The sequence below is a fragment of the Streptomyces sp. SAI-135 genome, assembly GCF_029893805.1.
Taxonomy (GTDB): Bacteria; Actinomycetota; Actinomycetes; order Streptomycetales; family Streptomycetaceae; genus Streptomyces.
This window is the reverse complement of sequence record NZ_JARXYP010000002.1, coordinates 6,722,252-6,746,800: the sequence shown is the minus strand read 5'-3', so window position 1 is coordinate 6,746,800 and position 24,549 is coordinate 6,722,252. Positions and strand designations below refer to the sequence as shown.

At 71.6% G+C, this 24,549-nt stretch carries 17 protein-coding genes; 5 read left to right on the top strand and 12 right to left on the bottom strand.

All coding sequences use genetic code 11. The features are described from left to right. Positions 1–87: 87 nt before the first annotated feature. The 3 genes from M2163_RS35070 to M2163_RS35060 form a co-directional block, all read right to left on the bottom strand. On the bottom strand, positions 88–978 hold the full coding sequence (locus tag M2163_RS35070; protein ID WP_280895962.1) for a GNAT family N-acetyltransferase: 891 nt from the start codon (positions 976–978) through the stop codon (positions 88–90). Between the two features lie 39 nt (positions 979–1,017). Next, positions 1,018–2,847 (bottom strand): IucA/IucC family protein, encoded by a 1,830-nt coding sequence (locus M2163_RS35065; RefSeq protein WP_280897360.1) that lies wholly within the window; start codon positions 2,845–2,847, stop codon positions 1,018–1,020. A 712-nt stretch (positions 2,848–3,559) separates the two neighbouring features. Then, positions 3,560–5,191 carry a diaminobutyrate--2-oxoglutarate transaminase family protein gene (locus M2163_RS35060; RefSeq protein WP_280895961.1) on the bottom strand — a complete coding sequence of 544 codons (1,632 nt, stop codon included), beginning with the start codon at positions 5,189–5,191 and terminating at the stop codon, positions 3,560–3,562. 407 nt (positions 5,192–5,598) lie between these two features. Between M2163_RS35060 and M2163_RS35055 the strand changes: the two genes are divergently transcribed. Continuing rightward, complete coding sequence (locus M2163_RS35055) at positions 5,599–6,828, top strand: hypothetical protein (RefSeq protein ID WP_280848923.1); 1,230 nt, start codon at positions 5,599–5,601, stop codon at positions 6,826–6,828. Between the two features lie 217 nt (positions 6,829–7,045). Here M2163_RS35055 and hflX read toward each other — a convergent pair whose 3' ends face one another. From hflX to miaA, 6 genes are all read right to left on the bottom strand, one after another. Further along, entirely contained in the window at positions 7,046–8,542 is a 1,497-nt protein-coding gene (gene hflX / locus M2163_RS35050; protein WP_280848924.1) for a GTPase HflX, read from the bottom strand. Positions 8,543–8,676: 134 nt separating this feature from the next. After that, the gene (locus M2163_RS35045) at positions 8,677–10,233 is read right to left on the bottom strand and encodes a M1 family metallopeptidase (RefSeq protein ID WP_280895960.1); all 1,557 of its coding nucleotides are present in this window, start codon (positions 10,231–10,233) and stop codon (positions 8,677–8,679) included. A 209-nt stretch (positions 10,234–10,442) separates the two neighbouring features. Continuing rightward, positions 10,443–12,794 carry an HD domain-containing protein gene (locus M2163_RS35040; protein ID WP_280895959.1) on the bottom strand — a complete coding sequence of 784 codons (2,352 nt, stop codon included), beginning with the start codon at positions 12,792–12,794 and terminating at the stop codon, positions 10,443–10,445. Positions 12,795–13,081: 287 nt separating this feature from the next. Beyond that, positions 13,082–13,951 (bottom strand): diaminopimelate epimerase, encoded by an 870-nt coding sequence (gene dapF / locus M2163_RS35035; protein ID WP_280895958.1) that lies wholly within the window; start codon positions 13,949–13,951, stop codon positions 13,082–13,084. A 747-nt stretch (positions 13,952–14,698) separates the two neighbouring features. Continuing rightward, complete coding sequence (locus M2163_RS35030; RefSeq protein ID WP_280854071.1) at positions 14,699–15,202, bottom strand: hypothetical protein; 504 nt, start codon at positions 15,200–15,202, stop codon at positions 14,699–14,701. Between the two features lie 108 nt (positions 15,203–15,310). Then, positions 15,311–16,249, bottom strand: a complete 939-nt coding sequence (miaA, locus tag M2163_RS35025) for a tRNA (adenosine(37)-N6)-dimethylallyltransferase MiaA (RefSeq protein ID WP_280848927.1) — start codon at positions 16,247–16,249, stop codon at positions 15,311–15,313. 183 nt (positions 16,250–16,432) lie between these two features. Here miaA and M2163_RS35020 point away from each other — a divergent pair, with 183 nt between their 5' ends. Both M2163_RS35020 and M2163_RS35015 read left to right on the top strand, forming a co-directional pair. Next, the gene (locus M2163_RS35020) at positions 16,433–16,780 is read left to right on the top strand and encodes a hypothetical protein (RefSeq protein WP_280895957.1); all 348 of its coding nucleotides are present in this window, start codon (positions 16,433–16,435) and stop codon (positions 16,778–16,780) included. A 25-nt stretch (positions 16,781–16,805) separates the two neighbouring features. After that, a complete protein-coding gene (locus M2163_RS35015) occupies positions 16,806–17,072 on the top strand; it encodes an antitoxin (RefSeq protein WP_280895956.1) in 267 nt (88 codons plus the stop codon). A 146-nt stretch (positions 17,073–17,218) separates the two neighbouring features. Here M2163_RS35015 and M2163_RS35010 read toward each other — a convergent pair whose 3' ends face one another. Genes M2163_RS35010 through miaB form a run of 3 tightly spaced genes read right to left on the bottom strand, consistent with a single transcriptional unit; the run spans position 17,219 to position 19,790 of the window. Continuing rightward, a complete protein-coding gene (locus tag M2163_RS35010) occupies positions 17,219–17,926 on the bottom strand; it encodes a class III extradiol dioxygenase subunit B-like domain-containing protein (RefSeq protein ID WP_280895955.1) in 708 nt (235 codons plus the stop codon). Between the two features lie 10 nt (positions 17,927–17,936). Beyond that, entirely contained in the window at positions 17,937–18,236 is a 300-nt protein-coding gene (locus tag M2163_RS35005) for a hypothetical protein (RefSeq protein WP_280895954.1), read from the bottom strand. 27 nt (positions 18,237–18,263) lie between these two features. After that, on the bottom strand, positions 18,264–19,790 hold the full coding sequence (gene miaB, locus M2163_RS35000; protein ID WP_280895953.1) for a tRNA (N6-isopentenyl adenosine(37)-C2)-methylthiotransferase MiaB: 1,527 nt from the start codon (positions 19,788–19,790) through the stop codon (positions 18,264–18,266). A 119-nt stretch (positions 19,791–19,909) separates the two neighbouring features. Here miaB and argG point away from each other — a divergent pair, with 119 nt between their 5' ends. Continuing rightward, positions 19,910–21,364 carry an argininosuccinate synthase gene (gene argG / locus M2163_RS34995; RefSeq protein ID WP_280848933.1) on the top strand — a complete coding sequence of 485 codons (1,455 nt, stop codon included), beginning with the start codon at positions 19,910–19,912 and terminating at the stop codon, positions 21,362–21,364. Positions 21,365–21,654: 290 nt separating this feature from the next. Continuing rightward, on the top strand, positions 21,655–24,543 hold the full coding sequence (locus M2163_RS34990; protein WP_280895952.1) for a SpoIIE family protein phosphatase: 2,889 nt from the start codon (positions 21,655–21,657) through the stop codon (positions 24,541–24,543). Positions 24,544–24,549 lie beyond the last annotated feature (6 nt).

Below are 24,549 nucleotides of genomic sequence, written 5' to 3'. Positions count from 1 at the left end.
CCGGGCGCTTCGGAAAAGGTTCCGTGGTGGGTGGGAACCGACTCGGCGCGAGCGGTGTACCAAAAGTGCTTGCGCGATGACGTGCTGCTACATCACATCGCGCAGGGACCGGTCTCGGATCATGAGGGCCGCCCGCTTGGCGGGCAGGTTCACCTCGGCGGAGAAGCGGAATCCTGCGCTCAGGAAGGCGGTGACGGACGGAATGTTGCGAAGGTCGGGTTCCGCGACGACTCGGGCACAGGCGCGCCTGTTGTCGAGCACGAGATCGGCGACGGCTCTGAGAAGAGTGCTGCCACGACCGCGTCCCCGATCGGTGTCGCCTCCGATGAGGAGATGGATACCGGTGTCGTGCGGCCTGGCCGGATAGTGACGGGCCAGGGGATCCAGGTCTGCCCGGTAGATCTCCCAGTAACTCATCGGGGTGCCCTCCAGCACTCCGAGGCAGGGCACGCTGCGTCCGTCGCCCGTCAGCTGGGAGCGCAGATGCTCCTCCGTCACGTCCTGGGGCCCGGCCAGCTCCCAGAACGCGGCCACGGCGGGGTCGTTCATCCACCGGGACACGAGGGGAAGGTCCCGCTCGACGCGCACGGGCACGAGCTGGAACACGCCGACCGGGGTGGTGACCGGTCCCCATTCGGCGACGCAGTCGAGCAGGTCATCGCAGGCCTGGATGGATCGGACAGTCGTTGGGTGCTTGTCGCCCCGACTCTGGTGCTCGTGCCCGGCTTCGGCATCGGTGTTGGTGTGGGGGTGAGTTCGGGGGTGGGTATCGCCTGCGCCGGGATTTCCCGTCTCGAAGAGTGCGACGAGTTCGTCCGGCAGGCGCAGGTCCAGCGTGTCCTCCTGGTCGGTGCTCCGATCAGCGCTCCGGTCGGCGCCCTCGACCGTCCCGGCCCCGTCCGGAGCGGGGCAGGTGCTGGTGCCGACATCGGGCCCGGGGGCGGAAACGGTGTCGGCGGTCGGGTCGGTGGGAGACACGGGGGCGCTCCTCTCAGAAGGCGGGGCGGGTCATGTTCCTCAGAAATGAAGGGGGTTGGCGATGGTGACGTAGACGGACTGGGTGTCGACCGGACCGACGAGTTCGTCCAGGCCGTGCACACGGGTCAGCAGATTGGCCTTGCAACGCAGGACGGGCGCGTCGAGCAGGCGGCCGGGAAGCGTGGAGCGCAGTCGGGCGGGCCCTGAGGCCACGTCGGCGAGGAAGCGCCGGAAGGCGGCGAGCAGCAGCCGTTCGTCGGCCAGGCCCTGGGAGCCGAACGCCCCGATGAGGCCGAGGACGTTGTTGATGGCGAGGTAATAGGCGAAGCGCTCGTCAGTGACCTCGTCAGAGACGAAGGTGTCGCTGTGGACCCCGATGCCGGGCAGCCGGGCGTCGAGTTCCGCCCGTCGGGACTCGCGGAAGTAGTAGCCCTGGTTGTCGCGGTAACGGCCGCCGACGGGCCAACCGTCGCCGTCCAGCAGGACCAAGGTGTTCTGCTGGTGTGCCTCCAGCGCGATCCCTGCTTCCCCGTCGAGCCACAGCACCGGGCGGACCACGTGTTCCAGGTAGCGCAGGAACCACTCGGTGGCGACGGCACCTCGGGGCCGGCCGGTGCGGGCGGCGAGGCGCGTGACCACTTCGCCCAGCCGGGACCGCCAGGTCGGCCGGTCCGCCTCCCGGCAGTCCCCGTCCTGGCGCCCCCTGTCCGGACGGTCCTCGGCGGTGCCCGCTCGGGCGTGAGGGCGGGGTGAGACAAGTCCGGCGATGCAGGAGACGTCATGTGAGGGGGTGAACGGGTTGTGCCGGATCACTACGTCGATTCCGGGGACGGGAGTGCCGTCACGGCCGTCGACGGCGAGCCAGGCCGGGTCGCGGACGATGTCGAACCCCGGGTGAGCCGCCTGCCACTCAGTGGCCAGGCCGCTGCGAAGGAGGCGGTGCACCTCGACGCCCCGGTGGAGTTCCTTGCGCAGGTTCTCGCGGCGGGAGTTGGTGATGCGCAGGCCCAGCGAGAGCTTGAGCATGGCGGGGGCGCCGGAGCGATGGACGGTGCGTACGGAGGAGGTGGGACACCAGTGGGGGCCGTGGGGGCCCAGATCCTGGAGCAGTCCGCTGTCGAAGAGAGGCGCGGTCTCCGGGCGGTGCCGGACCTCCCGGAGTTGCCAGGGGTGCAGCGGCAGAAGCGCGTGTCCGTCGGGCAGCGTCAGGTCGGAGCCGGCCAGACGCCGGGTGAGCTGGGCGGCGGAGACGGGGCGGCCGCGTTCGGTCCAGGCCGAGTCGGTGGCGAGGAGAGAGGGGGCGACAGTTAGCCAGTGCAGAGGGAAGGAGCCGCGCAATTCGGGTGAGTACCAAGCCGCTTCAGCTTCGGAGAGACCTTCGCGGCTCTTTGGGGCCGGGTGCAGGGGGTGGCCGAGGACGAGGGCCTGTTCCGCCGTGAGGAAGAGGTCGGGGCCGTCGTCGGGGTTCTTGCGGCGCTCACGCACGAAGGTAGCGGTGCGGCGGACTGAGTCGGCCACGCGGGCCACGAGTTCGGCACCGCCTGCGGAAACGGGGGCCGGGGCCTGTGTCGGCATCGACTCACGGGTGAGCAGTGCGGCGACGGTCACCGCGTCGGCCGGCGGGGCTTGTTCGGGGGCATTGGCGAGGCGGGGGAAGCCAAAGCGGTGCCATCCCGTCGGCGACCAGTAGTGAACAGGGACGAGGAGGGATGTACCGCTAGCGGGGAGGGGGATGCGGAGGGGGCCGCTCACGGGAGCAGACAGGCCGGTCTCGCGGACCCAGCAGCGCAGGAGGTTCTCGACGGCCGCGGCTTCGGCCGTGGTGTGGGGGTCTGGGTGGTCCAGGGGATCGACGGTGGTGCTGCGCAGATGTTCCCGGTCGGGTGGGCCGCCCTGGGACGGGGTGCGGGCCGGGCGGGAGCGGCCCTGCGGGGACGGGGCTGTGCCGGAGTTGTTGTGCGGATGCGTGGGGGTGGAGTTGTGGCGGGTGGGGGTGGTGTTCACGTTCGGTGTTCCTCGGGGGTGGTTCTGACTCGGGGGTGGTTCTGGCTCGGGGGTGGTTCTGGCTCAGGGGTCTGGCTGGGGGTCGTTCTGGCTCGCAGGCGGTTGTAGCTCCACGAGGTTGATGCCTCGGGGGTAGCGGGTTGAGGTCGCTGTTCCGTGACCGGTTCCGGTTCCGGTGCCAGTGCTGGTGGGGGCGCCAGTCCCGGTGGCGGGGCGGCTGATTGCGGGATTCGTGCTGGATGAGTAGTCGAGTCGATGGAGGTGAGCGGTGTTCGGGAGGACTTCGTTGAACAATCCGCTGGAGAGCGTCGGCCGTTCGGAGGGTTCGGCCGGCGGCGCGCGGTCAGGCCTGTGGCGTGAGGGGTGGTGGCGGCTGCGGAGGCTGACTGGACTCGGGCTCCTGCCTTGGCCCCGATTCCGATGCCGGCGTCGAATGCGGCTCCACCTCCGACCCGCATCCGATCCGGACGGCCAGCCGCGTTCCTGCCGCCGAGGCCTACGCGAGGGCGGAGGACGAAACCGGGGCCGAGCCCGCAGACACATCCCGCTTCGGATGTGGTCGCGACCGCCCCCGCAGCTACCCCGCCTCCTGGCCCGGCCCCCAACCTCGACGCTGCTGTGGCCTCACACCGCCACGCCCGTGGACTCGGGCCACCTCTGCCACGGCGTCGGCGAGGCGGTCGAGGACGGCGGTCGCCTGTTCATCGGTGATCGTCAGGGGCGGGAGCAGGCGGACGACGCTGGCGTGACGACCGCCGAGCTCGACGATCAGTCCACGTCGGAGGCACTCCCGTTGCACAGCGGCGGCAAGCGCCGGAGAGGCGGGCCGAGGGGATGGGGCGGCCCCGGTCATCAGGGCCGTGCTCACATCACCGGCGCTGTCCATCCCGACCGTTTCCGACAACCCAGGGGGCCCATCAACCTCACCAGGCCCAGTACAGGCAGCAGCCCCAGCAGCAGTGTCACCGAACCCACCGACCCGCCCCTCCCCCTTCGTCTCCCCATCCGCAGCGCTCTCCGCCTCCCCGTCCGCATCGCCCTCCGCCTCCACCATCTCCACCCCGATCATCAACCCCCGCCCCCGCACCTCACCGATCACAGCGAACTCCCTTGCCAGCGAACGGAGTTGCTCCAGCATCCGCGCCCCCAGCGATGCCGCGCGCGTGGTGAGGCCGTTCTCGCGGACGTAGGCCATCGTGGCCGTGCCCGCGGCCATGGCGAGTTGGTTGCCGCGGAAGGTGCCGGCGTGGGCGCCGGGTTGCCAGACGTCGAGGTCGTCGCGGTAGACGACGACGGCGAGGGGGAGGCTGCCGCCGATGGCCTTGGAGAGGACCATCACGTCGGGGGTGATGCCGCTGTGCTCCACCGCCCAGAAGGCGCCGGTGCGCCCGACCCCCGTCTGCACCTCGTCGGCGATGAGCGGGATCGAGCGGTCGGCCGTGATCCGACGCATGCGCCGCATCCACTCGTCCGGGGCCGGGAGGACTCCGCCCTCGCCCTGGACGGGTTCGAGGATCATCCCGGCGGGCAGCGGCACCCCGGATTTGGGGTCGTCGAGGACGGATTGCGTCCAGCGGGCGGCGAGTTCGGCACCGTGCGGGCCGCCTACGCCGAAGGGGCAGCGGTAGTCCTGCGGATAGGGCAGCCGGGCGACCCGTACGTCGGAGGCGTGGCCGGACGCCTCGCGCGCGCCGGAGGTCATGCCGTGGTAGGCGCCGGCGAAGGCGAGCACGTCGTTGCGGCCGGTCGCGGCGCGTACGAGCTTGAAGGCGGCCTCCACCGCGTCGGTGCCGGCCGGACCGCAGAACTGCACACGTGCACGGTCGGCGAGCCCGGGAGGGAGGGTGCGGAACAGTTCGGTGACGAAGGCGTCCTTGACGGGCGTCGCGAGGTCGAGGACCTGAAGGGGGGCGCCCGAGTCGAGGACCTTGCGAATGGCTTCCAGGACGACGGGGTGGTTGTGTCCGAGGGCCAGCGTGCCGGCACCCGAGAGGCAGTCGAGGTAGCGGCGTCCGTCGGCGCCCTCGATGGTCAGACCGCGTGCGCGTACGGGGACGATCGGGAGGGCGCGGGCGTAGGTACGCGCCGCGGACTCGCGGGCCGACTGGCGCCGCAGGATCCCCTCCTGCGCGGCGCGGGCCTGCGACGGTTGCGCGACGGCGGTGGACCCCGCCGTGGCCTCCCCGGGTGCGGTGTCGGTCACGGCCATGGTTCTCCCGTCGTCGCACTGTGCAGGGGCAAGCGGTTCCCTTTCACGGACTCGCCCGCCCCGACATACGGAGCCCCGGGACCCATTGCTCGACTCCTCGGCACATCGATGCCCCGACCACCGGGAAATCTCCGGGGGTTGGGGCGGGGACCGGGACACGGGGGACCGCACCGTCCGCTGGCAGCAAGCCCCCACCGCTACCAACCGCGGACTGTGCAACGGGTTACGGGTTGTCCGAAGATCTTTGGCGTGACGAAACTGTTGCGGTTCCGTCGGAAGCAACCCATAGCGGGCGCATAGTGTGTGATGCCGTTCCGGGGCACTGTGCTGGAGGGTGGATCGCGGGCCGTCCGCGGGAAGTCCCCGGTTCCGGCGCCGGGTTCGTCCACACCAGGGGGAGGCAGAGCATGCGATCCGAACCGCTGTTGTTGACCGCTCGCGGCGAAGGCGGAAGGGGCGCGCGCCGCAGAACCTCTCCCGTCCTCGCCGCCCTGGCCCTCGTCTCGGTGCTGGCGCTGACCGCCACCGGCTGCGGCTCGGGCGATCCGGACGCGAACGCGCAGGCCTCCGGCTCCGCCGCGTCCGAGGGAGACGGCAAGATCACGATCCCGGACGACATCAGGGACAGGCTCAAGGAGCACGGGATCGATGTCGACAAGTGGAAGGACGGCGCCTGGAAGGACTGGGACAGGGACGACTGGCTGCGCGAGGCCCAGGACTACATCAACCCCATCATCGAGGGCCTGTGGGACCCGGAGCGGATGCGGCGGGCCGAGGATCCCGGCCGCGGTGTCCAGGAGAGCGACCTCTCGGGTGACCAGGGGGTGACCGACCCGGAGCCGGCGCCGGTGGACGCGAAGGCCGTGTCGCCTACGTATCACGACAACGTCCCCGAGGCGGGCAAGGTGTTCTTCGACTCCCCCGAAGGCACGATGGTCTGCTCGGCGACGGTCGTGGCGGACCCGGCGCACCCGGGCAAGTCCAACTTGGTGTGGACGGCGGGGCATTGTGTGCACGCGGGCAGGAGTGGCGGCTGGTACCGCAACCTCGCGTTCGTGCCGTCGTACAACGACCAGGCCCTCGGGGCGGAGGAGTTGGCCGGTGCGACCGAGGACGAGCTCGCTCCGTACGGCGTCTGGTGGGCCGACTGGGCGGGGACCTCGGACCAGTGGATCGCGCAGGGCGGTCCGACGGGAGGGGACGGGGCGCCGTACGACTTCGCCGTCATCCATGTGACGCCGGAAGGGGGTGGTAGCGGCAAGTCGTTGGAGGAGACGGTGGGTTCGGCACTGCCGGTCAACTTCGCCGCGCCGGCGGTGCCGCGGGTGGAGAGCATCACGGCCAGCGGTTATCCGGCGGCGGCACCCTTCGACGGGGAGACGCTGTACCAGTGCCAGGACAGGCCGGGACGGCTGTCGATCAACGCGTCGGCTCCGACGATGTACCGGATCGGTTGCACCATGACCGGCGGTTCGTCCGGGGGCGGCTGGGTCGCGGAGGGGGCGGACGGTGAGCCGGCGCTGGTCTCCAACACCTCGATCGGCCCGGTGAACGCGGGCTGGCTGGCCGGGCCCCGGCTGGGCGAGGTGGCCGAGGGGGTGTACGACTCGGTCAGTCGCAAGTTCGCGGGCCGGTGACGGCATCCGGCCACCCAGCCACCCAGCCACCCAGCCACCCAGCCACCCGAGCATCCGGCCACCCTGAGCCCCCGGCCACCCCGGCCACCCCGGCCACTCAGAGCGCCCGAGCACCCGAGCACCCGGTCGACCACGGACGCCGGTGGGCCTGAACACGCTGAAGGCCCGCCCCTTCTCGAAACGGAAAGGGGCGGGCCTCTCAGGAGAGCTGCGAGGCTCAGGCCACGACGGGTGCCGGTACGTACGGCGCGAGTTCGGCGGCCAGTTCCTCGTGCACCCGCACCTTGAGCAGGGTGCCCTCCGCCGTGTGCTCCTCGGAGATCACCTCGCCCTCGTCATGGGCGCGGGCGACCAGCTTGCCGCGGGTGTACGGCACGAGCGCCTCGATCTCGACGGACGGCCTGGGCAGTTCGTTGTCGATCAGGGCGAGCAGTTCGGTGATGCCCTGGCCGGTACGGGCCGAGACCGCGATGGCACGCTTCTCGATCCGCATCAGCCGCTGGAGCGTCAGCGGGTCCGCCGCGTCGGCCTTGTTGATCACGACGATCTCGGGCACGTCGGTGGCGCCGACGTCCCTGATCACCTCGCGTACGGCGGCCAGCTGCTCCTCCGGGTTCGGGTGCGAGCCGTCCACCACGTGCAGGATCAGGTCGGACTCGCCGACCTCCTCCATGGTGGAGCGGAACGCCTCGACCAGGTGGTGCGGCAGGTGCCGTACAAAGCCGACGGTGTCCGCCAGGGTGTACAGACGGCCGCTCGGGGTCTCGGCCCGGCGGACGGTGGGGTCCAGGGTCGCGAACAGGGCGTTCTCGACCAGGACGCCGGCGCCTGTGAGGCGGTTGAGCAGGGACGACTTGCCGGCGTTGGTGTAGCCCGCGATGGCGACCGAGGGCACCTTGTGGCGCTTGCGTTCCTGGCGCTTGATCTCGCGGCCGGTCTTCATGTCCGCGATCTCCCGGCGCATCTTCGCCATCTTCTCGCGGATCCGACGCCGGTCCGTCTCGATCTTGGTCTCACCGGGACCACGGGTGGCGAGGCCGCCGCCCTTGCCGCCGCCCATCTGACGGGACAGCGACTGACCCCAGCCCCGCAGTCGCGGCAGCATGTACTGCATCTGCGCGAGCGCGACCTGCGCCTTGCCCTCACGGGACTTGGCGTGCTGGGCGAAGATGTCGAGGATCAGGGCCGTACGGTCGACGACCTTGACCTTGACGACGTCTTCCAGGGCGATGAGCTGGCCAGGGCTGAGCTCGCCGTCACAGATGACGGTGTCGGCGCCGGACTCCACGACGATGTCGCGCAGCTCCAGGGCCTTGCCGGAACCGATGAAGGTGGCCGCGTCGGGCTTGTCGCGACGCTGGATCACGCCGTCGAGCACGAGTGCGCCCGCGGTCTCCGCGAGGGCGGCGAGCTCCGCGAGGGAGTTGTCGGCGTCCTGGGCGGTCCCCGTGGTCCAGACGCCGACGAGGACGACCCGCTCCAGACGGAGCTGTCGGTACTCGACCTCGGTGACGTCCTCGAGCTCGGTGGAGAGACCGGCGACACGGCGCAGGGCCGCGCGCTCGGAGCGGTCGAACTGGTCGCCGTCCCGCTCTCCGTCGATCTCGTGGCTCCAGGCGACGTCCTCTTCCATCAGGGCATCGGCCCGAAGACCTTCGGCGTATGTGTGCGCGAGGCGCTGCGTGTCCTGGGAAGGGGATGAAGAGGAGGTCATTTGATCCTTACGTCGATGGGGATTCCGATTCGGCGGTCATGTCTTTCAACGCACGAACGTCCCGGGAGATTCCCGCGCCCCGTGCCGCGCCGACCTGAAGATGGTCGCACGGCACGGGGCGTCTCGTCACCGCCTTATTTCACCGGTGCGGCGCGGGTGCCCGCGGTGGCTGGCGTGGCCTTCCAGTCCGGGTGTCCGGGCATCGGCGGGGTCTTCTCGCCGTAGAGCCAGCCCTGCAGGAAGCCGCCGAGGTCGCGTCCGGAGATCTCGGAGGCGAGGTGCACGAAGTCGGCGGTCGACGCGGTCCCGTCCCGGTGTTCCTGCACCCAGGCCCGTTCCAGCTCCTCGAAGGACGTGCGGCCCAGTTCCTGGCGCAGGGCGTACAGGACCAGGGCGCCGCCGTCGTAGACGTTCGGCCGGAAGATGCTGATCTTCTGGCCGGGGTTGGGCGGCTTGGGCGCGGCGGGTGGCCCCCCGGCGGCGCGCCAGCGGTCGGAGGCCCCGTACGCGGCCTTCATCCGGGCCTCAAGGGTGCGGCCCGCCTTCTCCTCCGCGTAGAGGGCCTCGTACCAGGTGGCGTGTCCTTCGTTGAGCCACAGGTCGGACCAGGTGCGGGGGCTGACGCTGTCGCCGAACCACTGGTGGGCGAGCTCGTGGACCATGATCGACTCGACGTACCACTTGGGGTAGGCGGGTTCGGTGAAGAGGTCCTTCTCGAAGAGGGAGAGGGTCTGGGTCTCCAACTCGAAACCGGTGTCGGCGGCGGCCATGAGGATGCCGTACGTCTCGAAGGGGTACGGCCCGACCTTGTCCTCCATCCAGGAGAGCTGGCCGGGGGTCTTCTTCAGCCAGGGTTCGAGCGCGGCGCGGTCCTTCGTGGGCACCACGTCCCGGACCGGCAGCCCGTGCGGGCCGTCGCGGTGCAGCACGGTGGAGCGCCCGATGGAGACCTGTGCGAGCTCGGTGGCCATGGGGTGCTGGGTGCGGTACGTCCACGTCGTCGCCCGGGCGCCCCGGTCCACGTCGGTCGGCAGGCCGTTGGCGACGGCCGTGTAGCCGTCCGGCGCGGTGACCCGGATCGTGAACATCGCTTTGTCGGAGGGGTGGTCGTTGCACGGGAACACCAGGTGGGCGACGTCGGCCTGGTTGGCCATGGCGAGCCCGTCCGCGGTGCGCACCCAGCCGCCCTCCCGGTCCGCGGCGGAGACGGGGTCGCTCGTGTGCCGGACGGTGATCCGCATCCAGCTGCCGGCGGGCAGCGGTTCGTCGGGCGTGACGACGAGGTCCTCACCTGCGCCGGTGAAGGCCGCGGGTCGGCCGTCGACCTGCACCGACCGGACCTCGCCGTGCGCGAAGTCGAGGTTGACGCGGTCGAGTTCGGTCGTCGTCCAGGCGTCGATCGTGGTGACGGCGGTGAGCGGCTTGCTGTTGCTGCCGGAATAGGTGAAGGAGAGGTCGTACGACGCCACGTCGTAGCCCGGGTTGCCGAGGTGCGGGAAGAGGCGGTCGCCGACGCCGAGCGGCGCGGCCGGGGCGCTCGCGGCGAGCAGGCACACGGAGACGGCGGAGGCGAGCAGCGCGGCCGCCTTGCGCCTTCGGGCGCTTCCGGTACGGCGGTGGGGGGCGTCCGGGGCGGACCGGTCGGCGCGGGCGAGGGTGGGCCCGGTGCGGATGTGGGGGGTGAGCGGCATGCACCACCGCTACCAGCGCGCGCGTGCCCCACGTCGACGACGCGCGACCGGCCCACTCGAACGGGGTCCTCCGGGCCCGTTGCGGAGACGCGGGCGGTCGTGGACATGAGATCTGTCCGAGTCGAACGAGCCCTCAAGGACGTAGGCGCCGGGGACGCCCGAAGGCCCTGGGTCCAGCCAGGCCCCACCCCCGTCCCCCAAGCCGCCCCTCATGCCCCAGGCGTCTGCGCCCTGCTCACGTCGTAGACGCCGGCCACGTTCCGCATCGCCCTCATCAGCGCGGGCAGCTGGGCCGCGTCCGGGAGCTGGACGGTGTACGTGTGGCGCACCCGCTGCTGGCTGGGGGGTTCGACCGTCGCGGAGACGATCTCGGCGCCCTCGCCCGCCATGGCCTCGGTGAGGTCGGCGAGGAGGTGCGGGCGGCCGAACGATTCCGCGAACAGAGTGACCCGGCACTCCGCGGTGTCACCCCAGCGCACGTCGACCTCGCCGCGCCCGGTGCCCTTCATACGGGCCACCGCGGCGCACTCGACGCGGTGCACGGTGACCACTCCCCCGCGCACGGAGAAGCCGGTGATCTCGTCGGGCGGTACGGGCGTGCAGCAGCCGGCCAGCCGTACGGTCGCGCCCGGCTGGTCGACCAGCGCGACGGCGGCACCGGAGCGATCCGCGGCCTGACCGTCGGAGGACCGGTCGCTGGAAGCCCGGTCGTCCGAGGCCCGGTCGTCGGAGGCCCGGTCGTCGGAGGCCCGGTCGTCGGAGGCCCGGTCGTCGGGTGTTCGCGGCTCGGAGACGGTCCGACCCGCGCTGTCGGGCGTGTCGGCAGTCGGCGGCTCCGCGGCGGAGGCCCGGAAGGGGTTCGCACCGTCGGCCGTCGCGGCGGCCTTCACGTCGGCCGCCGTACCGGTAGTGCCGTTCCCCTCCCCCGTCTGCTGCCCTGTCCGCCCCGTCTGCCCCGTCTCCCCCTGCGTCTCGTGCGAGGGATGTGTCGCGATCCACCGCTGGATGGCGATCCGGGCGGCGGGAGTGTGTGCGTGCTCCAGCCACTCCTTGGACGGCTCGGCGGCCGGATCCTGGCCCATGAGGAGCTGGACGGTGTCGCCGTCCTTCAGGACGGTGCTCAGGGTCGCCAGACGCCCGTTGACACGAGCACCCAGGCACGCGTGCGCGTCCTCGCCGTACTGCGCGTACGCGGCGTCCACACAGGTCGCGCCCTCGGGCAGGCCCAGGGTGCCGCCGTCGGGCCGGAAGACGGTGATCTCGCGGTCCTGGGCGAGGTCCTCGCGCAGGGTGGACCAGAAGGTGTCGGCGTCGGGCGCGGCCGCCTGCCATTCGAGGAGCCGGGAGAGCCAGCCGGGCCGGGTGGGGTCCACCCGCTCGCCGTCGGCCGCACTGGGCTCGTCCGGCGGACCCACGTACGGATTGCCGAGGGCCACCACACCGGCCTCGGCGACCTTGTGCATCCGGTGGGTGCGGATGAGGACCTCGACGACCTGGCCGTCGCCGCGGGCCACGGCGGTGTGCAGCGACTGGTACAGGTTGAACTTCGGTACGGCGATGAAGTCCTTGAACTCCGAGACGACCGGCGTCATACAGGTGTGCAGTTCACCGAGGACGCCGTAGCAGTCCGCGTCCTCGGCGACCAGGACGAGCAGCCGGCCGAAGTCCGCGCCGCGCAGCCTGCCGCGCTTGCGGGCCGTCCGGTGCACGGAGACGAAGTGCCGCGGCCGGATGACGACTTCGGCCTGGATGCCGGCCTCGCGCAGCACCCCCCGGACCTCTTCGGCGATCTCGGCGAGCGGGTCGTCCGCGCGGGAGGCGTTGTCGACGATCAGCTCGCGTGTGTGCTCGTACTCCTCGGGGTGGAGGATCGCGAAGACCAGGTCCTCCAGTTCGGTCTTGAGGGCCTGCACGCCGAGGCGTTCGGCGAGCGGGATGAGGACGTCGCGGGTGACCTTGGCGATGCGGGCCTGCTTCTCGGGGCGCATCACGCCGAGGGTGCGCATGTTGTGCAGCCGGTCGGCGAGTTTGATCGACATCACGCGGACGTCGTTGCCGGTGGCGACGAGCATCTTGCGGAAGGTCTCGGGCTCGGCGGCGGCGCCGTAGTCGACCTTCTCCAGCTTGGTGACGCCGTCGACGAGGAAACGGACCTCCTCGCCGAACTCCTCACCGACCTGATCGAGCGTCACCTCGGTGTCCTCGACGGTGTCGTGGAGCAGGGAGGCCGTCAAGGTCGTGGTCTCGGCGCCGAGTTCGGCGAGGATCAGCGTCACGGCGAGCGGGTGGGTGATGTACGGCTCACCGCTCTTGCGCATCTGACCGCGGTGCGAGGACTCCGCCAGGACCCAGGCGCGGCGCAGGGGTTCGAGGTCGGCGTCGGGGTGGTGGGCGCGGTGGGCCTCGGCGACGTGGCCGATGGCGTCGGGCAGCCGGTCGCGGGCGGCGGGGCCGAGCAGCGCGGCGCGGCCGAGGCGGCGCAGGTCGATCCGCGCCCGCCAGCGGGCGGCCGGGCCTGCTACCGGACCTGGGGTCGCGGGGTTCGTCGCCTCCGCACTCATGGGCACCTCCGGCTGCGTGGACCGGCGGACGGGGTGCCCCATGGCGGACACGGCTCAGGGGATGGCATCTGTCCCCCGTCCGGGCCGGTGCTTGATGCTACCGAGCCCATCACGCCCGGCTGACCGCCTCTCGGCGAGCGTGAAACGGATCACCCATTCGAGCGAAGGTCTGTAGGTTTACGATTTTGCGCCACCTGACCTGCGACTGACTGCGGTTCTGCATCGCACAACGGGTCGGAGGCCGCAGTTCCACGCCTCCGAGGCTGTGATCGTTTCGATTCACAGGGTCAACGGACCGCGTTTTCAAGCCAGTCGGCGTCGATCTCGCCCTCGGCGACGATCACCGCGGGGCCGGTCATCTCGATCTCGCCGTCGGGCCGTTCGGTGATCACCAGGGTGCCGCCGGGCACATCGACGGTGTACGTCGCCGGGCTGCCGGTGGCCGCGGGGTCGGCGCCGTCCCTGCGTGCCGTGGCGACGGCGACGGCGCACGCGCCGGTGCCGCAGGAGCGCGTCTCGCCCGCTCCGCGCTCGTGCACGCGCATGGCGACGTGGCGGGGGCCGCGGTCGACCACGAACTCGACGTTCACCCCGCTCGGGTAGGCGGCGGCCGGGCTGAAGGGCGGCGGGGAGTACAGGTCGCCGGCGTGCGCGAGGTCGTCCACGAAGGCCACGGCGTGCGGGTTGCCCATGTTCACGTTCCGTGCGGGCCAGCTGCGGTCGCCGACGCTCACCGTGACGTCCCCTTCGGGGAGCAGCGCCTTGCCCATGCCGACGGTGACGTCACCGTCCTTCGCGATGTGCACGCTCTTCACACCCCCGCGCGTGGCCACCGCGAGGTCGCCCTCGGTGACGTGCCCGGCGCGCTGGAGATAGCGGGCGAAGACGCGTACGCCGTTGCCGCACATCTCCGCGACGGAGCCGTCGCCGTTGCGGTAGTCCATGAACCACTCGGCCTCCTCGGCCAGGTGCCTGGCCTCGGGGTGCTCGGCGGACCGTACGACGTGGAGCAGGCCGTCCCCACCGATGCCGGCCCGACGGTCGCACAGCGCGGCGACGGCGGCGGGGGGCAGGTCGAGGGCGTTCTCGGGGTCCGGGACGATCACGAAGTCGTTCTCGGTGCCGTGGCCCTTGAGGAAGGCGATCCGGGTGCGCATCCTTCGATCGTAAGGGAACGGGGGTTGTCGGCCGCGGGCCGGTGGAGGTCGGCGGCGGGCCGATGGATACCGGTGGGACCGGTGGATACCCGGTGGGCACCGGCCGCGGGCCGACGGAGGCTGCCGCGGACCGGATGGGGACTGGCCACAGGCCCCCAGGACGCTGATCGCGGCGGCCTCCGTCGGCCCGCGGAGCGACGGGGCCGGAAGAGGCAATTCACCGGGCGGTGGACGCTGGACGCCGGCCATCAGGGACCGGTCTCGGCCGGGTGCAGGCTGACGCGAACCGGTGAAGGCACCTCACAGGACGCTGAGGCCGCCGCAGGCCGACGGAGAGGGCCGCAGGACAGCAGAGGCCGACGCGGGCCGGAGAAGGCCCGCCACCAGACACCGGGGACTGCCGCCGGCCGAAGGAGAGTAGCCGCTAATCGGCGGCGACCAGCCACAGAGCGGCAGAGGTCGGCCGCGAGACGGCAGAGGCAGCCGCAGGCCAGTAGGGACCGGTCACGGCCCGGGGAGGCTGACGCGGACCAGTGAAGGCCGACCGCGGGACGGCGGAAGCCGCAGGCCGCAGGCCGAATCGGGATCGATCTCGGACCGGTAGGACCTCGCCGTAGGTCAGCAGGGCCGGTCGCCGCCCGGCAGGGCAACCCGGATCGGTGGACGTCGGCCGCAGGGGCCGGTCTCACCGCACCGCCCCACACCGCAGGCGTCACCGCAGTCGTGCCACCCGCCACACCGCACGCGTCACCGCAGTCGTGCCACCCGCCACACCGCGAGGACCACCACCACGGCCACCAGCAGCACGTACCCGGTCACGATCCGCCAGTCCGCGCGGCGGGCGGACCCCCGCTGCGGCAGCCCCGGCCACGTGTAACCAACGCGGCGCGCGGCCATCATGCCCCAGCCGGCCGCGCAGAAGCAGATCAGCAGGCCCAGCATCGCGATCACCGCTCCGCTGTCGCCGAAGTCGAAGGCCAGGGGGAAGGCGAACATCAGGGAGCCGACCGCGGCCAGCGTGACGATGGGGGCGAGCTGCCAGATGCGCAGACGGCGCTGCGGGCGCAGCTCGACCTCGACCTCTTCCCCGGCCGCGAACATCTCCTCGGGCTCGGGGCCGTCGTCGGTCACACCGTCCGGCACCTCGTCGGGCCCGTCGGGGCTCAGACGGATCCCGTCCTGCTCCGGTTCACCGCTCTCGGCGGTACGGGGCTCAGTGCCTTGTGCGGTGTCGCGAGGGCCGGCCTCCATCGCCACGCGCCCTCCCAACTCGGACTCCACTTGGTCGATCGAAGCTCGATGATGGCACGGCGCCGGAGGCCGGGATGACGGCCGGAGCGTCCCGATGCCAGGACGTGATCAGGCTGTAACCGGTCGTTCGACCAACGCCAGTGCGAGCTGGGGAAGTTCTGTGAGATCCGCCGCAGCCCCACTCAACCAGTGCACCCGCGGGTCGCGCCTGAACCATGAATCCTGACGGCGCGCGAAGCGTTTCGTGGCACGGACGGTCTCGGCCCGCGCGTCCTGCATCGTGCACTCCCCCGAGAGCGCCGCGAGTACCTGCTGGTACCCGAGCGCGCGGGAGGCAGTGCGCCCCTCTCGCAACCCTCGCGCCTCCAGCTCCCGCACCTCGTCCACGAGACCCGCCTCCCACATCCGGTCGACCCGGCGCGCGATGCGCTCGTCGAGCTCGGGCCGGGCGACGTCGACGCCGATCTGGACCGTGTCGTAAATGGAGTCGTGTCCGGGGAGGTTGGCGGTGAACGGTTTGCCGGTGATCTCGATCACTTCGAGAGCCCGGACGATGCGGCGGCCGTTGCTGGGCAGGATCGCCTGCGCCGCACCGGGGTCGGCGGCGGAGAGGCGGGCGTGCAGCGCGCCGGAGCCGCGCAGCACGAGTTCCTCCTCCAGCCGGGCCCTGACCTCGGGGTCGGTGCCGGGGAACTCCAGGTTGTCGACGGCCCCGCGGACGTAGAGCCCGGAACCGCCGACGAGGATCGGCCAGCGGCCCTCGGCGAGCAGCGCGTCGATCCTGGCGCGGGCCAGCCGCTGGTACTCGGCGACGGACGCGGTGACGGTCACGTCCCAGATGTCCAGGAGGTGGTGCGGGACGCCGTGGCGTTCCGCGGGCGTCAGTTTGGCGGTGCCGATGTCCATCCCTCGGTAGAGCTGCATGGAGTCGGCGTTGACGACCTCGCCTCCCAGTCGCTGGGCGAGGAAGACGCCCAGATCGGACTTTCCGGCCGCAGTGGGTCCGACGACGGCGATGACGCGGGGGGCGGGGGGTGCGCTGCTCACCGGCCCAGTCTCGCAAACCTTGGGACACCACCTCGAACGAGTTACGTGACGGCCCGGTTCGGGCGTCGTTGCCAGTTGCGTGGTTTCCGCCGCCCTGTTCCCGGAGGCGGCGATCTGGACGGCGCAAACGGGCGCACCGGATGAAGCGGGATTTCCCCCGCACGAGTAGCGTATGGAGTGGATATGGGCGTTTTCGCACGACTTCTCCGCAGGTCGAAGGCCACGGAGGAGGCGTCAACCGCCGAGGCGCAGGCCGACACCCGGACGGCCGAGTCCGCGGCGGACGAGACGGCAGTGGCGAAGGAGCCGACGGAGGCGAAGGCCGACGAGAAGGCCCGTACGGCGGCCGGTCCCGAGGCCGACGAGAAGGCCGGAGCCGAGGCCGGTACGGCGGCCGGAGCCGAGGACACGGACGCTTCGACGGCGACGGAGGCCGTCGAGGAGGCCGCCGCCGAGGACGTCGAGATTCCCAAGCAGCAGTCCGCCGAGGACGCGGCCGACCGTGAGGCCGGCGAGGGCGCCCGCACGTAACTGCCCCCGCGCGGGAAGGTGAACGATGGGTCTCCTGGACAATTTCAAGGCCAAGCTCAACCCGGCGAAGGACAAGGCCTCCGGCCTCGCGCAACAGCACGGGGACAAGATCCAGCACGGCCTCGACAAGGCCGCGAAGGTCGTGGACGAGAAGACCAAGGGCAAGTACAGCGGCAGGATCCAGACGGGCACGGGCAAGGCCAAGGACGCCATGGACCGACTCGCGCACAGGGACGGCACGGAGGGGCCCGGCGGCACCACGCCACCGGCCTCACCGCCGCCCGCTTCCTGAACGGCGGCACGGCACACCGACGGACGGCCCCGGGGCAGACGCCCCCCGGCCGTCCGCCGTTGTCCAGGCGCTCCCGGCCCCCTACCGCTCTTCCACGACCGTCACGAGCGCCACGACCGTCACGAGCGCCACGACCGTCACGACCGTCACGACCAGGTCGCGACCATGTACCCCACGCCGTACGGCGCGCCCTCGTACAGCAGTGAGCCGCCCAGGCCGGCACCCTCGGCCGCCCCCGCGAGGACCTGCCAGGGCGCCCTGCCGGAGGCCTTCAGCTCGTACGCCAGCTCGGTGTCCAGCGCGCGCAGGGCCGCCACGTCGGCCGCGCCCAGCGCCCTGGCGACCTCCGCGTCGAAGGGGGCCGCGCGCTCGTCCAGGTAACCGGGTGCCTTGAGCGTGCGGCAGGCGCTGGCGTCGCCCATCACCAGCATCGCCACCCGCTCGGCCCGGTCTGCGATGTCCCTCCCGGTCTGAATACACCGCTCGGGCTCCAGCGGTTCCCCCACGCCGAGTCCCTCGATCGGGGCGTCGGACCAGCCGGTGCGCTTCAGCAGCCAGGCGGCGACGGCGAGGGAGACCGGAAGCTCACGCCGGGAGTCGGCGTCCCTGCCGAGCCGTACGTCGAGATCCACTCCGAAGCCCCGGAAGGACCCGCGGCTGCCCTCCGGGAGCACGCCGCGCCCGCTCTGCTCGGCGGGCCCGACGACCACGAGGAGTTCGGGCCGCGCGGCGGCGAGCACGCCGAGCGCGTCCGTGCAGGCGGCTCGGGCGGCGTCCAGCTCGGGCGCGGCGCCCGCGGCGACCTCGGGCACGAGGAGGGGAGGACACGGGCATACGGCGGCGGCGACCAGCATGATCGGGAGCCTACCGCCAAGGGCGCTTCTGTTCGGGGCCCGTGCTCCACACCAGCTCGGCCAGCCGGTACGTGACGAGGAACGTGCTCACCCTGCCCTTGATCCGGGTGTAGTAGGCGTCCCCGTCACCGATCCGGTAGACCTCGCGGGCCTGCTGACGCAGTGCCTTGCGGGGCAGATGGGTGCAGGCGATCTCGTAGAGGCGGGCCCGGGCCCGGTCGCCGGTGTCCTCGAAGCGGGTGACTTCTTCGCAGACGTAGTCGTCCACGCCGTCGTTGCCGAACTGGACGATCACCACCCAGTGCGCCATGTGCGTCCGCCCCCCGTCGGTATGCGCTCAGTGCGCCGCGCAGCCGCCCGTCGCCGCCGGGAGCGGCTCGGGAACCCCGATCTTCGGCAGCCCCAGCATGACACCGGCCGACGTCGCGGCCTCCGCGGTGTTCCGCTTCTCCCACGCGTCCCCCGCGCGCGTGCGGCGCACATCGAGGACGGCGCCCTCGGCGAGGAGGTGGTGCGGGGCGGCGTAGGTGATCTCGACCGTGACCACGTCGCCGGGGCGGACCTCCTGGTCGGGCTGGGTGAAGTGGACCAGGCGGTTGTCGGGGGCGCGGCCGGAGAGGCGGTGGGTGGCACCGTCCTTGCGGCCCTCGCCCTCGGCGACCATCAGCTCCAGGGTGCGGCCGACCTGCTTCTTGTTCTCCTCCCAGGAGATCTCCTCCTGGAGGGCGACGAGACGCTCGTAGCGCGCCTGGACGACCTCCTTGGGGATCTGGTTCTCCATGGTGGCGGCCGGGGTCCCGGGACGCTTGGAGTACTGGAAGGTGAAGGCCTGCGCGAAGCGGGCCTCGCGGACGACGTGCAGGGTCTGCTCGAAGTCCTCCTCGGTCTCGCCGGGGAAGCCCACGATGATGTCGGTGGTGATCGCCGCGTGCGGGATGGCGGCGCGGACCTTCTCGATGATGCCCAGGTAGCGGTCCTGGCGGTACGAGCGGCGCATCGCCTTCAGGACGGTGTCCGAGCCGGACTGCAGGGGCATGTGCAGCTGCGGCATGACGTTCGGCGTCTCGGCCATCGCGGCGATCACGTCGTCGGTGAAGTCGCGCGGGTGCGGGGAGGTGAAGCGGACGCGCTCCAGGCCCTCGATCTGCCCGCAGGCGCGCAGCAGTTTGCTGAACGCCTCGCGGTCGCCGATGTCGGAGCCGTACGCGTTGACGTTCTGGCCGAGCAGCGTGATCTCGGAGACGCCCTCGCCGACCAGCGCCTCGATCTCGGCGAGGATGTCGCCGGTGCGGCGGTCCTTCTCCTTGCCGCGCAGGGCCGGGACGATGCAGAAGGTGCAGGTGTTGTTGCAGCCGACGGAGATCGACACCCAGGCCGCGTAGGCGCTCTCGCGCCGGGTCGGCAGCGTGGACGGGAACGCCTCGAGGGACTCGGCGATCTCGACCTGCGCCTCCTCCTGCACGCGCGCGCGTTCCAGCAGGACCGGCAGCTTGCCGATGTTGTGCGTGCCGAAGACGACGTCCACCCAGGGCGCCTTCTTGACGATGGTGTCGCGGTCCTTCTGCGCGAGGCAGCCGCCGACGGCGATCTGCATGCCGGGCCGCGAGGCCTTGCGCGGGGCGAGCCGGCCGAGGTTGCCGTAGAGCCGGTTGTCGGCGTTCTCGCGGACCGCGCAGGTGTTGAAGACGACGACGTCGGCGTCCCCGTCGGAGCCCTCGGGAGCGGGCACGTATCCCGCCTCCTCCAGCAGACCGGACAATCGCTCGGAGTCGTGGACGTTCATCTGGCACCCGTAGGTACGGACTTCGTAGGTCTTGGGTGATCGAACGTCCACTGCCGGGCTCCGGTCGCTGCTGCTGGTCATGGCTCAAGGGTAGGTGCTCGCGGTGCCGCGCCTGACTTGTCGGTCCGGATGACGTGAATCACGCGCGGAGCGACACCAGGGGCTTTGCATGACCATACGCAGTCATGCATAATCTTCCTATGTCCAAGGTCCTCACGTCCCTCCCCGCCGGCGAACGCGTCGGCATCGCCTTCTCCGGCGGTCTCGACACCTCCGTCGCGGTCGCGTGGATGCGCGACAAGGGCGCCATCCCGTGCACCTACACCGCGCACATCGGCCAGTACGACGAGCCCGACATCGACTCGGTGCCCGGCCGCGCGAAGACCTACGGTGCCGAGATCGCGCGCCTGGTCGACTGCCGGGCGGCGCTGGTCGAGGAGGGTCTGGCCGCGCTCACCTGCGGGGCGTTCCACATCCGCTCGGGCGGGCGGGCGTACTTCAACACCACCCCGCTGGGCCGTGCCGTCACCGGCACGCTCCTGGTGCGGGCGATGCTGGAGGACGACGTCCAGATCTGGGGCGACGGTTCGACCTTCAAGGGCAACGACATCGAGCGGTTCTACCGCTACGGCCTGCTCGCCAACCCGAACCTGCGGATCTACAAGCCGTGGCTGGACGCGGACTTCGTGACCGAGCTCGGCGGCCGCAAGGAGATGTCGGAGTGGCTGGTCGCGCACCAGCTGCCCTACCGGGACTCCACGGAGAAGGCGTACTCCACCGACGCCAACATCTGGGGCGCCACGCACGAGGCCAAGACGCTGGAGCACCTCAACACCGGCATCGAGACCGTCGAGCCGATCATGGGCGTCAAGTTCTGGGACCCGTCGGTCGAGATCGCGCCCGAGGACGTGACGATCGGCTTCGACCAGGGCCGCCCGGTGACCATCAACGGCAAGGAGTTCGGCTCCGCCGTCGACCTGGTCATGGAGGCCAACGCGATCGGTGGCCGGCACGGCCTCGGCATGTCCGACCAGATCGAGAACCGGATCATCGAGGCGAAGAGCCGCGGCATCTACGAGGCGCCCGGCATGGCCCTGCTCCACGCGGCCTACGAGCGTCTCGTCAACGCGATCCACAACGAGGACACGGTCGCCCAGTACCACAACGAGGGCCGGCGCCTGGGCCGTCTCATGTACGAGGGCCGCTGGCTGGACCCGCAGGCCCTGATGATCCGCGAGTCGCTCCAGCGGTGGGTCGGCGCGGCGGTGACGGGTGAGGTCACCCTGCGGCTGCGGCGGGGCGAGGACTACTCGATCCTCGACACGACCGGGCCCGCGTTCTCCTACCACCCGGACAAGCTGTCCATGGAGCGCACCGAGGACTCGGCCTTCGGCCCGGTCGACCGGATCGGTCAGCTGACCATGCGCAACCTCGACATCGCCGACTCCCGCGCCAAGCTGGAGCAGTACGCCGGTCTCGGTCTCATCGGCACCGGCAGCCCCACGATCGGCGCCTCCCAGGCCGCCGCGACCGGGCTGATCGGCACCATGCCGGAGCTCCCCGAGGGCGGCGCCGAGGCGATCGCCTCCCGCGGCGAGGTCTCCGAGGACGAGGCGCTGCTGGACCGGGCGGCGATGGAGTTCGGCACGGACTGACGCCTGGTGGACGCAAAGCCATGACCGGGAGGCCGGTCCGGTGCCCGACAACGGCACCGGGCCGGCCTCCCGGCCGTCCGGCGCCGATGAGCACCGCTGCGGACACCCGCCAGGGGCGCGGGGAACCGCGCGATCAGCCCCCACCAACCCGCACCGGCCCACGACCGAACCCGGAAAGCCCCCAACTTCCTGCGTGCTAGAGGCAGTTGAGGTGACGGAGTGCCGGAGTTCAGGCCGTCGGAATGTGTGAAGCAGGTTTCGAACGGAAACGGGAACGATAAGTTCCCTGCATGAACGCGCGGCTCGCTCTCCTCGGCACGGTCACCCCGGGTGCGACCGAGAGCGAGGTCTTCCGGCTGGCGCTCGGGCACGCGGTCGGTGAGCTGGGCGCGCTCGGCGGGACCGTGCACCTGCGCGGCCCGATGTCCGCCCTGCGCCTGGTGTCGTCGGTCGGTCTGCCGCCCGCCCTCACCCGCTCCTGGGAGATCGTCGACCAGGAGGGCCCCCTGGCCCCGGCCCGCGCGCTCCAGCAGGGCAGCGGTGTCTGGGTGCCGCTGCCCCAGGACCCTCCGCAGCAGGACCCCTGGCCGGGCACCGGCCTCGCCGCACTCCCGGTGTTCAGCGGCCGGCGCAGCATCGGCGCGCTGACCGTCCTGGCCGGTGAGGAGGGCGAACCCACCTCCGGGCACTGGGACTTCCTGCGGGACGTCGTCGCCTGGACCGAGGACCGGATGGCCCAGGCACCGCCCCCGTCGGGGCCCACCCAGGCGGAGCTGGGTGGCGAGCGGCTGCGGCAGGCGCTGAAGGAGGTCCAGGTCGGTTCGTGGGACTGGGACATCCGCAGCGGCGACCTGATCTGGGACGAGGCGGCGATGGGGCTGTACGGCACGCGGCCCGCCGACTTCACCGGCCGGATCGACAACTGGATGCGGATCGTCCACCCCGACGACCTCGCCCCCACCCTCGCGGCCGCGCAGCGCGCGATCCTCGACCACTCCGTCTACGAGGCCGAGTACCGCGTACGGCGCCTGGACGGCACCTGGGGCTGGACGCAGGCCCGTGGCCGGGCGACCTACGACGAGCAGGGCGAGCCCCTGCGGATGATCGGGGTCGGCTGGGAGAGCAACGAGTCGCGCACCGCCCGGGACGCCCTCGGCCGGGCCCTGAGACACATGAGCGACGGCTTCCTCGCGGTGGACGACGAGTGGCGGATCACCTTCGCCAACCTGGAGGCCGAACGCTTCCTCGGCTTCTCCGAGGAGGAGCTGTTCGGACGTCTGCTGTGGGACCTGCCGGCCGCCCGTCAGGTCCCGGGCCTGAAGGAGGGCTGTCTGAAGGCCGGGGCCGAGGAGAAGTCCGCCGGGTTCGACGTGTACGTCGCGGACTGCCGGCGGCGGCTGCACGTACGGCTGGTGCCGGGGCCCGACGGCCGCACCCTGTACTTCCAGGACGTCACCGAGAAGCGCCGGCTGGCGCAGGAGCGGCAGGCGACGGAACGGGCCGCGGCCGAGCGTGCGGTGCGGATCGCGGAGCTGACCACGGAACTCGCCAAGGCGACGACGTCCCGGGACGTGGTGGAGGCGGTCGCCCGCCGGGTACTGCCGCCGTTCGCCGCCTCCGGACTGATGGTCCAGGTCAGCGAGGGCGACCGGCTCCACCACGTGGGCGCGGTCGGTTACCCCAGGGACTTCGTGGCCCTCCTCGACAGCCGCCGCCGGGCGTCGACCGGCGACCCCGCCTGGGACACGATCGCCTCCGGCCTCCCGCTGTTCCTCTCCTCGGCGCGCGAGTACGCCACCCGCTATCCCGAGCTGGCCGACTTCCCCGCCCTCGGCGACAAGAAGTCCTGGGCGTTCCTGCCGCTGACGGCGTCCGGGCACACCTTCGGCGTCTGTGTGGTCTCCTTCGACCGGCCCCGGATCCTCGACGACGAGGAACGCGCGCTGCTCACCACGATCACCGCCCTCGTCGCCCAGTCCCTGGAGCGGGCACGGCTCTACGACGCCGAGCACACCCGGTCCCGGGAACTCCAGCGCAGCCTGCTCCCCCAGGCGCTGCCCGACCTGCCCGCCTGCACGGCGGCCGCCCGCTACCTGCCGGCCGGCCAGGGTGCCGACGTGGGCGGCGACTGGTACGACATCATCCCGCTGTCCGGCGGACGGGTCGCGCTGGTCGTGGGCGACGTGATGGGCCACGGCCTGCCGGAGGCGGCCACCATGGGCCGGCTGCGCACCGCGGTGCACACCCTGGCCGACCTGGAGCTGCCGCCCGACGAGATCCTCGGCCACCTCAACGACATCGTCGGCGGCATGGGCGAGGCGTCGTACGCCACCTGTCTGTACGCGCTCTACGACCCGACCACCCAGGTGTGCTCCCTCGCCCGGGCCGGCCATCCGCCGCCCGCCCTGGTACGGCCCGACGGAACCGTGCACTTCCCCGAACCGGACGCCGATCCCCCGCTGGGCGCGGCCAAGCCGCCGTTCGGGACGGCCGAGCTGGCGGTGCCCGAGGGCAGTCTGCTCGTGCTGTACACCGACGGACTGGTGGAGTCGGCGACACGGGAGATCGACGAGGGCATGGCCGAGCTGGCGCGGCTGCTCGGCGCCGCCCACGCCGACGGGACCGCCACGGATCTTGAACGGCTGTGCGACACGCTGACGGCCGGTCTGCTGCCCGCGGACCAACAGGCGGCGGACGACGCGGCGTTCCTGGTGGCCCGGCTGCACGCGCTGCCGGCCGACCGGATGGCCGCCTGGTCGCTGCCCCAGGACCCGAAGGCGGCGAGCCAGGCCCGCCGCCATGTCCGCGAACAGCTCGCGGCCTGGGCCCTGGACGATCTGTCCCCCACCACGGAACTCCTGGTCAGCGAACTGGTGGGCAATGTGGTCCGGCACGCCCGCGGCCCGGTCCTGCTGCGTCTGCTGCACACCACCGAGCTGATCTGCGAGGTCTACGACGGCAGCCAGACCATGCCCCGGATCCGGCACGCCGCGGACACCGACGAGGGCGGCCGGGGTCTGCAACTCATCTCGGCGCTCTCCCACCGCTGGGGCGCCCGGTACACCCCGACGGGCAAGTGCATCTGGACGGAACAGTCCCTGCGGGGTCCGGCCGAGCCGGCGGAGGTGCTGTTCCTGAACCCGGCGGACTTCGACGAGGACTGGGAAGCGCTGCTGTGAGACGCG